Below are 10,852 nucleotides of genomic sequence, written 5' to 3' on the forward strand. Positions count from 1 at the left end.
CCTTCGAACTGTTCGACAATTCCCCGGCGCGGCTCATCGCACCGCGTGCTGTTGGCCCGCGCGAGCAGCGCATCGTCAGCGGGATCGCCGGCCACGACCGCGCCGACCGGCCGATCGGCATCGATGCTCAACGCCTCCAGCAACCGCACGAAGGCCTGTTGCAGCCGTGCGATCTGCGCCTCATCGAAATGCCGGCGCTGGTAGTTGAAGACCAGCCGCAACCGTTCATCGAGACCGATGCTCGCGAACAGCGGATAATTGCTGGTCTCGACGATCCTGGTCTCGCCGACGCGGATCTGCCGGTTCTTCCCGATCAGCGCGTGGTCGACCGGATAGTTCTCGAACACCACGATGCTGTCGAACAGCGGCCGTCCGGAACGCCCCGCGAGACGCTGAATTTCATAGAGCGGCGTCCAGCCATTTTCGCGCAAGATCAGATTGCGATCCTGCAATTCACGCAGCCAAGCGCCGACGCTCTGCTGCGGGGCGACATCGTCGACGACCGGCAACGTGTTGATGAACAGGCCGACCATATCCTCTCCGCCGGCAAGTTCAGGCGGCCGGCCCGACACGGTGACGCCGAAGCAAACCGTGCTCTGCCCGGTATATTGCCGCAGCAACTGCGCCCATGCGGCCTGCACCAGCGTATTCATCGTGACGCGCTCGCGCGTCGCAAACTGTTGCAGCCGCCCGGTCAACGCGGCGTCCAGCTCCAGCGCGAGCATGCCGTGGCCGGATGATTTCACATCCACATGTCCAGCCAGGAAGCTCGGCTCATCGAGCCTCGCCATCGCATCGCGCCAGAACGCCGCCGAAGCATCGCTGTCCCGGCTCTGCAGCCACGCAATGTAATCGCGATAGCGGTGCTGCAATGCCGGCAGCCGTCCTTCGCCGTTATGCTGCATCACCTCGGCGATCAGCCGCGCCGAACTCCATCCGTCGAGCAGGATGTGATGATGCGTCCAGATCAGCCAATGCCGATCGTCTCCGAGCCGGATCAGCCGCACCCGCTGCAACGGCGGCCGCGACAGGTCGAACCCCGCGGCCTGTTCCTGGCGCGACACATCGGCCAGCGCAGCGTCCAACTGGGCCCGGTCCCACCCGGCAGCCCGCGCGCGCCAGTCTTCTTCGACAAACGGTACTTCCGCGCGACGATAGACAATCTGCTGCGGCGAGCCGGACAGGTCGCGCCAGACAAAGCCGGTTCTCAGCACCGCATGGCGGTCACTGGCCGCCTGCCAGGCACGACGCAGCCTTGCGGCATCGAGGCCGTGCATTTCCGCAGCAACCTGATTGACGTAAAGTCCGCTCTCGCCGTCGTGCATCGCATGGAACAGCATGCCCTGCTGCATCGGCGACAACGGATAGATGTCCTCGACCTCTCGCCAATCGAGCCCGAGACGATCGATCTCGGCCTGGCCAAGGCCCGACAGTGCCACATCCGACGGCGTCAGGCCGCGGGCGCCGCTGGTGCAGTGATCGACCAGCTCGCGCAGCGCCGCTTCGTACAACGCCGCCAATCGCTCGATCGTCTCGCGCCGATAGCGCTTGCGACCGAAGCCGAACGAGAGCCGCAACTGGCCGTCGCGCACCGTGCCGTTCACGCTTAACCCGCGCCGCAATGGGCTGGATGCGTCGCGCGACGGGCCTGCGCTTTCCGCCGCCATGGCGAACAAGGCCGCCTCGCCGCTGCCGCCGTCGATCTGGCCGAGATAGTTGAAGGCAATTTTGGGCTCGGCAATGCCGGACAGCGCTGCGCGCTGTTCTTCGGAGCCGAGATAGCGCAATACGCCATAGCCGAGCCCGCGGCCGGGAATGCCGCGCAGCTCCTCCTTCACCGTCTTGATCAATGCGGACGGAGCTTGCGCCCCGCCGGCCAGCCGCACGGGAAACGCGATCGTGAACCAGCCGACCGTGCGCGAGATGTCGAGATCGCCGAACAAGTCTTCGCGGCCATGGCCTTCCAGCTCGACCAGCACATCGTCCTGCCCGCTCCAGCGCCAGACGGCACGTGCGAGGCCGGCGAGAAGCAGATCGTTGATCTGCGTACGATAGGCGGATGGCGCGTCTTTCAACAAGCGCTGCGTCCATTCCCGCTCGAATGAGAGCAGCACTTCGTCGGCATCGCCGACACGATCAATGCCGCCATGATCGTCATCGCAGGGAATATCCGCACCGGTGCGGCGATCAGCCCAGTAGGATAACTCGGCAGCCAGAGCAGGCGATGTTGCATAGGTCTGCAGCCGTTCACCCCACAACGCGTAAGCATGGCTCTTCGACGGAAGCACCACGATCGCGTCCTGCGCAAGCTGCGTATATGCGGCGGCAACATCTTCCAGCAGAATCCGCCATGACACGCCATCGACGACCAGATGATGGATCGCGATCAGGAAGCGTTGGCTGCCGTCGGCGACGTCGATGCCGACCGCACGCAGCAGCGGTCCATTGGAAATTGACAGGCTGGCCTGCGCGGACGACGGCAGCGCCGTCACGCCCTCGCCATCGGCCGCACTTCGAACCCAAAGCAGATCCGCGGCGTCCGGCGCAACGCCGTGCTTCGCGCGCCAGCCTCCCTCACCTTCTTCGAAGCGAAGCCGCAGCGCGTCGTGATGATCGACCACGGCCGCTACCGCGCGCCGCATGACGTCCCAATCGAGGCGGTCCCTCGGCCTTAGCAGCACCGCCTGATTCCAGTGATCGCGCCTGCCTGCGTCCTCGGCAAAGAAGCGGGCCTGGATCGGCAGCAGCGAATGCGGGCCGGTGACCTGCCCCTGATCTGCGAGCATTTCGCTGTGTTGCTCGGTACGCGCCGCAAGCGCCAGGGCTTCCAGCGTCTGATACTGAAACACGTCGCGCGGTTCGATCAGGTAACCGGCGCGGCGAGCCCGGCTCACCATCTGCAGCGAGATAATCGAGTCGCCACCGAGCTCGAAGAAATTGTCGGCGAGACCAACGGCAGGCCGGCCAAGCAATTCGGCCCAGATCGCCGCGAATGCCACTTCGGCCGGCGTGCGTGGCGCCTGGTACTCTGCGCCTGCGTAGACAGCATCAGGCGCCGGCAGCGCGTGACGATCGATCTTGCCGTTCGGCGCCAGCGGCAGCCGTTCCAGCACCGCGATCCGCGACGGCACCATGTAATCGGGCAGAACGGACGACAGCGCGGTCCGCAGCGACGCTTCCTCAAGTTCACCCGCGCCGCTGACATAACCGACGAGCTGGCGGCCGGCCCCGGCCTCGCGCGCCGCGACCACTGCGGAACGAACGCCGGGCTGCTCCAGCAGCCGTGCCTCGATCTCGCCAAGCTCGATGCGGAAGCCGCGAATCTTGATCTGGTGATCGGAGCGCCCGACATACTCGATCGCACCGTCGGCTCGCCAGCGCGCCAGATCTCCCGATCGATATAGCCGCGCTCCGGGCCCGCCGAGCGGATCGGGAATGAAACGCTCTGCCGTCAGCTTCCCGCGCCGCCAGTAGCCGCGAGCAAGCCCATCGCCACCGATGAACAACTCGCCCGTCACGCCCGCCGGGACCATATTCAGATCGGCATCGAGGATGCGAATTACCGTGCCCGGAATCGGTCGTCCGATCGGCACACGCGCCGCGCCATCGTCGCGGCAGTTCCAGAACGTCGCATTGATCAAGGCTTCGGTCGGCCCGTAGCGATTGTCGAAGCGCACACCGGGGAATGCTGCCAGCACGCGCGCCTTCAGCTCCGCCGACAGGGCCTCGCCGCCGGCAAACAGGCGCTTGAGCGAGACGCAACATCTGGCCTGGGGCTCGGCAACAAAATGCTCGAGCATCTGCGGCACAAAATGCAGCGTCGTTACGTCGTGCGCGATAATGGCTTCCGCCAGAAGCCGCGGCTCGCGATGCGCGCCGGGCGCGGCAATCGCAAGCCGTGCGCCGGTCGCGAGCGGCCACAGGATCTCCCAGACCGAGACGTCGAAGCTGAACGGCGTCTTCTGCAGCAAGGTCTCGCCGGCATCAACGCAATACTCCGCCTGCATCCAGCCGAGCCGCGCAGCGAGCGCACCATGCGAGCAGGCCACGCCCTTGGGCATGCCCGTCGATCCCGACGTGTACATGACGTAGGCCAGGCTATCCGAATGCATCGCGACGTCGAGATTGCGATTCGAAGTTTCCGCGCAGGCCTCTCTGTCGATGGTCCAGGCTTCAGCAGCCGCGCCAGCCATCACCGGTGCGAGACGCTCCAGCAATCGGTCTTGCGTCAGTACCAGCGTCGTTCCGCTGTCACGCACCATGTGCAGAAGGCGATCCGGCGGATAATCCGGATCGAGCGGCAGATAGGCGCCACCCGCCTTCAGCACGGCGAGGACACCGACGATCAGCTCGGCGCTGCGCTCCATTGCAAGACCAACCAGCCGATCACGACCGATGCCATGGTCGCGCAACCGCCGCGCCAAACCATTGGCACGCGCGTTCAGATCGCCATAGCTGACCTCCTGGTCGCCAAACACCAGCGCGATCGTAGATGGTGAGGCAGCCGCGCGTGCCTCAATCTGTGCAACGATGCTGCTGAAATTCGAAGTCTTGGCAAGGCCGCCGCTCCAGCCGAGCACCCTCCGCGTCTCATCGGCATCGAGGCCGCTGAGTTCACCGAGCGGTCGGGAGGCATCGGCCGCGATTTCGGCAAGCAGACGTGAGAGAGACGCCTGCAGATATCTGATCTGGTCGTCATCGAACCGGCCGCGGTCATAGCGGAAGCCCAGATTGATGCCATCACTCTTGGCGAACACCGCCACCGTCAGCGCATAGTTGGTGATCGAGACCTGCTCGACTTTTCCAAAGCGACGGCCGCTTTCGTTCTCGCCGCGCAGCGCCTGATCGATCGGGTAGTTCTCGAAGACGAGGATATTGTCGAACAGCGCCCGCCCGGATCGGCCCGAGAGACGCTGGATCTCATAGAGCGGCATCCAGCCGTGATCACGCAGGTCTATGTTGCGCTCCTGCAGGTCGCGAAGCCACGCCCCCACATCGGTTTGCGGATTTGCCTGGTCCACGACCGGCAGCGTATTGATGAACAGGCCAACCATATCCTCGGACCCGCTGATCTCTGCCGGCCGGCCCGACACCGTCGCACCAAAGCAGACCACGCGCTGGCCCGTGTGACGGCGCAATAATTGCGCCCACGCGCTTTGCAGCAGCGTGTTCAGCGTGACGCGCTCACGTTTGGCGAATGCCTGCAATCTTGCAGCCAGATCCGCAGGAAGAAGCAGATCCAGCGAGCCATGACCTGATCCGCCTGTCGCCGGTCCTCCCAGCGTATCCGCGAGGAAACCGGGCTCGTCGAGCTCTGATAATGCCGAGCGCCAGAATGACGCCGACGCGTCGCGGTCCTGCTTTTGCAACCAATCAATGTAGTCGCGGTAGCGCCCCTGCACCGGGGGCAAGCGGCCGCCGCGTTCGTGCTGCAATATCTCAGCCATCAGTCGCGCCGAGCTCCAGCCGTCGAGCAGGATATGGTGGTGCGTCCAGATCAGCCAGTGGCGGTTCTCATCGAGCCGGATCAGCCGGACGCGCTGCAACGGCGCCTGCGCCAAATCGAACCCCTTGGCACGCTCGGCCTGCGCCGCACGGGCAAGTGCTGCCTCGAATTCGCTCCGGTCCATGGCGGCGGCCTGTTCGCGCCAGTCTTCTTCCAGGAATGGCAGCGTCACATGGCGATGGACCACCTGCTGCGCCGCGCCTGATAGTTCGCGCCAGGCAAAACCGGTTCGCAGCACCGCATGGCGCGCGCTGACCTCATGCCAGGCGGCGCGCAGCCGGCCGGGATCGAGGCCACGGACTTCGAGGCCGACCTGGTTGACATAATTGCCGCTTTCGCCATCGCGCAGCGCATGGAACAGCATGCCCTGCTGCATCGGCGACAACGGATAGACGTCCTCGATTTTGCGGCAATCGATTGTTGCGCCCAATGTGTCGAGATCGGCCTGACTCAATCCCGACAGGGCAAAGTCCGAAGGCGTGATGCCGCGGGCGCCGCCCGTGCAGTGGTCGACGAGTTCGCGCAACGCTGCCGCATAATGCTCGACAAAGCGTTCGATCGTCGCGCGCCGGTAACGCCTGCGGCCGTAGCTGAACGACAACCGCAACTGCCCCTCCCGCACCTGGCCGTTGATGCTCAGCCAGCGGCCAAGCGGCGCGCTGTCGCTGCGTGCCGGCCCAGCGCTCTCAGGCGCAAGGCGGAACGGCGCGCTCTCACCAACGCTGGCATCGAACTGACCGAGATAATTGAAGACGATGCGCGGCTCGGCGAGCGTGGCAAGCGCGTTGCGCTGCGCCTCGGTGCCGAGATAGCGCAATATGCCGTAGCCCAGCCCGCGGGCCGGAATCGCCCGAAGCTCTTCCTTGATGGACTTGATCAGCGAAGCGTCGTCACCGGAGCCGCCTGGGAGGCGTACGGGGAAAGCGGTCGTAAACCAGCCAACGGTGCGGGAAATATCGAGGCCTGCGAAAATATCCTCGCGGCCATGCCCTTCGAGTTCGACAACGACATCCTCAGTTCCAGCCCAGCGCGATACCGCCCGCGCCAGTGCCGCCAGCAAGAGATCATTGACCTGGGTCCGGTACGCCGACGGCGCTTCCTTCAGCAGCCGCGTCGTCAAATCAGCGTCGAACGCCAGCGAAATCTCCTCGCCCTCGGCAACCCGATCGACGCCGCTGTGATCATCGTCGCAGGGCAGATCGGCGCGCGATCCCCGTTCGAGCCAATAGGACAGCTCAGCCGCCAGCGCTTCGGTGCCGCCATAGGCCTGCAGCCGCGCGGCCCAGGTTGTGTAGGACTGGCTCTTCGCCAGCTCGACCGACGACGCGCTTTGCTGAATCTGTCCGTACGCCGCGGCAAAATCCTCAAGCAGCACGCGCCACGACACGCCATCGATGACGAGATGGTGCACGACGACGAGGAGCCGCTGACTGCCGTCGGCAAGGTCCATGCCGACCACGCGCAACGGGCCTGCCAGCGACAGGCTGGCCTGGGCCGCCGAAGCGACTGCCGTCACTTCGGCGGCATCGCGGATACCGCTTCGAATCCACAAAAGCTCCGAGATCGCCGGCGCGGCACCATAGGTCGCCCGCCATGCGCCATCGATCTTCGCGAAGCGCAGGCGCAAGGCCGCGTGATGCGCCACGACCGCGGCCACCGTGCGCTCCAGCACGGCCCAATCGAGCCGCGACTTCGGCATCAACAGGACGGCCTGGTTCCAGTGATGACGCTCGCCGGCGTCCTCGCCGAAGAACCGCGCCTGGATCGGCAACAGCGGATGCTCGCTGCCCTCAAAATCCTTTTCGGGAACGACGTCCTGCTCCATCCGTTCGATGCGCGCTATCAGCGCCAGCTCCTGCAACGTCTGGTGCCGAAAAACGTCACGCGGTTCGATCACGAGGCCCGCCTGGCGGGCGCGGCCGACCAGTTGCAGCGAGATGATGGAATCGCCGCCAAGTTCGAAGAAATTGCCGTCGACGCCAATGACAGGCTGACCAAGCAGCTCGGCCCAGATCGCCGCCAGCGTCGTCTCGGTCGCCGTTCGCGGCGCGATATGCGCGACCGCTGCAACTGATATCTCGGGCGCCGGCAGGGCTTCGCGGTCCACCTTGCCGTGGGCCGTGAGCGGCAGCCGCTCAAGCTTCATGATGCGGGCCGGCACCATGTAATCGGGCAGCTCGTCCGAAAGTGCAGCGCGCATCGCCGCTTCATCGAACGCACCGTCACCTGAGACATAGCCGACCAGTTGGCGGCTCGCGCCGGCCTCGCGGGCAACGACGACGGCCGCCTGCACGCCGGTCTGCCGCATCAGCCACGCCTCGATTTCGCCGAGCTCAATCCGGAATCCGCGGATCTTCACCTGATGATCGGACCGGCCGACATATTCGACCACACCATCGGCATGCCATCGCGCCAGATCGCCGGTGCGGTAGAGCCGCCCGCCGGGCTCACCGAAGGGATCGGGAATAAACCGCTCTGCCGTCAGTTCGGCGCGCCGCCAATAGCCGCGCGCCAGTCCTTCGCCGCCGATGAACAGTTCGCCGGTCACCCCGACCGGCACGACGTTGAGATCACCGTCCAGAATATAGGCCGAGCGGCGTCCGACCGGACGGCCGATCGGCGCATAATTACCGTCGATTTCTTCGCTGGCGTCGACCTTCCAGACCAGCGGCGTCACCACTGTTTCGGTCGGACCGTAACCGTTGATCAATGTCCGAGGCTTGAGCGCGCGCTTGACCTTGTCGAAGCCCGCCTTCGGCATCGCCTCGCCGCCGAAGGAATAAAGCTCGACCGGTGGCGGATCGCCGCGCCACGCCGCAAAATCGGCGAGCTGCTGCAAATAGGCCGGCGGGAAGCCGGCGTTGGTGACACGCTGCCGGCGCAGCACGTCGAGCGTCTGCTCGGCCGACCACAAGTCAGCATCGCGCATCACCAGCGCGGCGCCGCAGGTCAGCGCGGTCCAGAGCCGCTCATGGGCGCCGTCGAAAGTGAAGGACAGGAAGTGCAGTTCGCGCGAGTGCCGGTCCATATCGTAGAGCCCGGCGGTCACCTCGCAATGCATCGCAAACGGCCCATGCTCGACCGCGACACCCTTCGGAATGCCGGTGGAACCCGACGTATAGATCACATAGGCAAGGCTTGTTGGGGCAACCGCGATCCGCGGGTCGCTCTCGGCCTCACGGTCAAGATTGCTCTCATCGAGTGGAACGACCTCGATCCCGGGCAGCGGCGACGTCAACGCCGAACCTTCTGCATCGACCAGTACGAATCGCGCGCCGGCGTCGCGCATGGTGCTGACCTGCCGCTTCGCCGGATGCTCGGGATCGAGCGGCAGATAGCCGGCGCCCGCCTTCAGGATGGCAAGCAGGGCTATAACGAGAGATGGCGAACGCCGTGCCGAAATGCCGACGAGGTCGGAGCAACCGACGCCCAGGCGGATCAGGCGGTGCGCGAGCCTGTTGGCGCGACGATCAAGCTCGGCATAGGAGGTCACCTCGTCGCCGAAGATCAGCGCCGGAGCATCGGGCGCTTCACGGGCAAACCGGGCAACCGTTTGATGCACCGGCGCGAACGGCGAGACCGTCTTGGCATCCACCCCGTTCCACTGGCGCAGCCTGGTCCATTCCTGTTCGGAAAGCAGCGCAAGGCCGGCGATCGGCTGCGCGCCGTCCTCAACCATTGCCTTCAGGATCGTGATCCAGTGCGACGCAAGGCGCTCGATCGTTGCCGCCTCGAACAACGCGGTTGCGTAAGTGAGGATCGCGCGGATTTCGCCTGACGGCCCCTCCTCGCTGTCGAGCGCGAGGTCGAATTTGACCGTTTCGATCTCCGGCTCAACCTTCTCGATCTGCAGGCCAGTCCGATCAGGCGGATTGCCCGATACGCGGCGCCGCTGGTGGTTATAGAGAACCTGGAAGAGCGGATTCTGGCTCAGGCTGCGCTTGGGCTGCAGGATTTCAAGCAATCGCTCGAACGGAAGGTCCTGGTTCTCCTGGGCTTCAACCGTGGCCGAACGAACCGATGCGATGAAGTCCGCAATCGACGCACGCCCGTCGATCTCAGAACGAAGCACCTGGGTATTGACGAACAGCCCGATGACGCTGCGGGTTTCATCGCGGTGGCGATTGGCGACGGGCACGCCGACGCTGATGTCGGGCTGGCCGGTGTAGCGATAGAGCAGCAGCTTGAAGCTCGCCAGCAGGACGGTAAACAGTGTCGTCTGCTTCAGGCGCGCCAACGCGCGCAGGCCGTCGGCCAGCACCGGATCAAGCGTCATGCGAAGCGCCGATCCGGCGAGATCAGGCACCGCCGGCCGTGCGCGGTCGATCGGGAGCTGCAGCACGGCCGGGTCCTTGAGACGGCTGGTCCAATACTTGACCTGCCGCTCGCCATCGACCGCGCTCATCCAGAGCCGCTGCCAGTCGGCATAGTCGGCATATTCGATATCTGGTTCCGGCAGCGCCGGCGTCTCGCCACACGCAGCCGCCGCGTACAATTTCCAGAACTCGTCGACCAGCACGCCCATCGACCAGCCATCGGCCACGATGTGGTGCAGGCTGACGACGAGAAAATGATCGTCCTCCGCCAGCGTCAGCAACGCGGCACGCATGAGCGGGCCGGCTTCGAGATCGAACGGCAGCGATGCTTCCTGGCGCGCCAGCAGGCGCGCCTGCCCTTCACGGTCATCGCCATCGAGCGTCACCTGCCGCAATGCGACCGGTTGCGGATCGAGTACGATCTGCTCGGCTTCCTTGCTTTCCTGCCGAAACACGGTGCGAAGCGCGCTGTGGCGGGCGGCCAGCGTATCGAAGGCCTGCTGCAGCGCGTGCCGTTGAAGCTTGCCGCGCACCCGCACGGTCGCTGAAATATTGTAGGCGGCGCTATCCGGATCCATCCGCCACAGGAACCAGAGGCGCGATTGTGCAAAGGACAGCGGCGCCCGTGTCCGCTCCTGGCGCGCAATCGGCAGCATCGCGAGATTGACGCCCTTTGCCGCGAGCTGCGTCAGGAACGCATGCTGCTTGTTGGCATCGAGGCGCATCAAGCGCTGAGAGATGTCGCGAAGCTGCTGCTTCTGGGTGGCGGCGGTATCACTCATCGGCAAGTTCGACTTCCTTCAGCATGTCGAGCATCGCGGCGATGTCGTCGCTGCGCTTGTCGGCCTCGATCTCGGGCGCGAGCGCAGCCGCCATGGTTTCGACGGTCGTCATTTCAAACAGCCGGTTCAGCGGCAAATCTTGGCCGAGATCACGCTTGATGCGGCTGACGAGCTGAACGGCAATCAGAGAGTCGCCGCCGAGCTCGAAGAAATTGTCGGTGACGCCGACGTCGGTCTGGCGCAGCAGG

The 10,852-nt window shown here is 65.1% G+C and carries 2 protein-coding genes; both read right to left on the minus strand.

The features are described 5' to 3' along the window. Positions 1 to 10,604 (minus strand): non-ribosomal peptide synthetase (locus CQ14_RS08990; RefSeq protein WP_156434823.1); only part of this gene is annotated, 10,604 nt, incomplete at its 3' end. Next, positions 10,597 to 10,852, minus strand: a 256-nt coding sequence (locus CQ14_RS08995) for a phosphopantetheine-binding protein (RefSeq protein WP_156434800.1), incomplete at its 5' end; no start/stop codon positions are given. The genes CQ14_RS08995 and CQ14_RS08990, both read right to left, overlap by 8 nt.

Source organism: Bradyrhizobium lablabi (assembly GCF_001440475.1).
GTDB classification, from domain to species: domain Bacteria; phylum Pseudomonadota; class Alphaproteobacteria; order Rhizobiales; family Xanthobacteraceae; genus Bradyrhizobium; species Bradyrhizobium lablabi.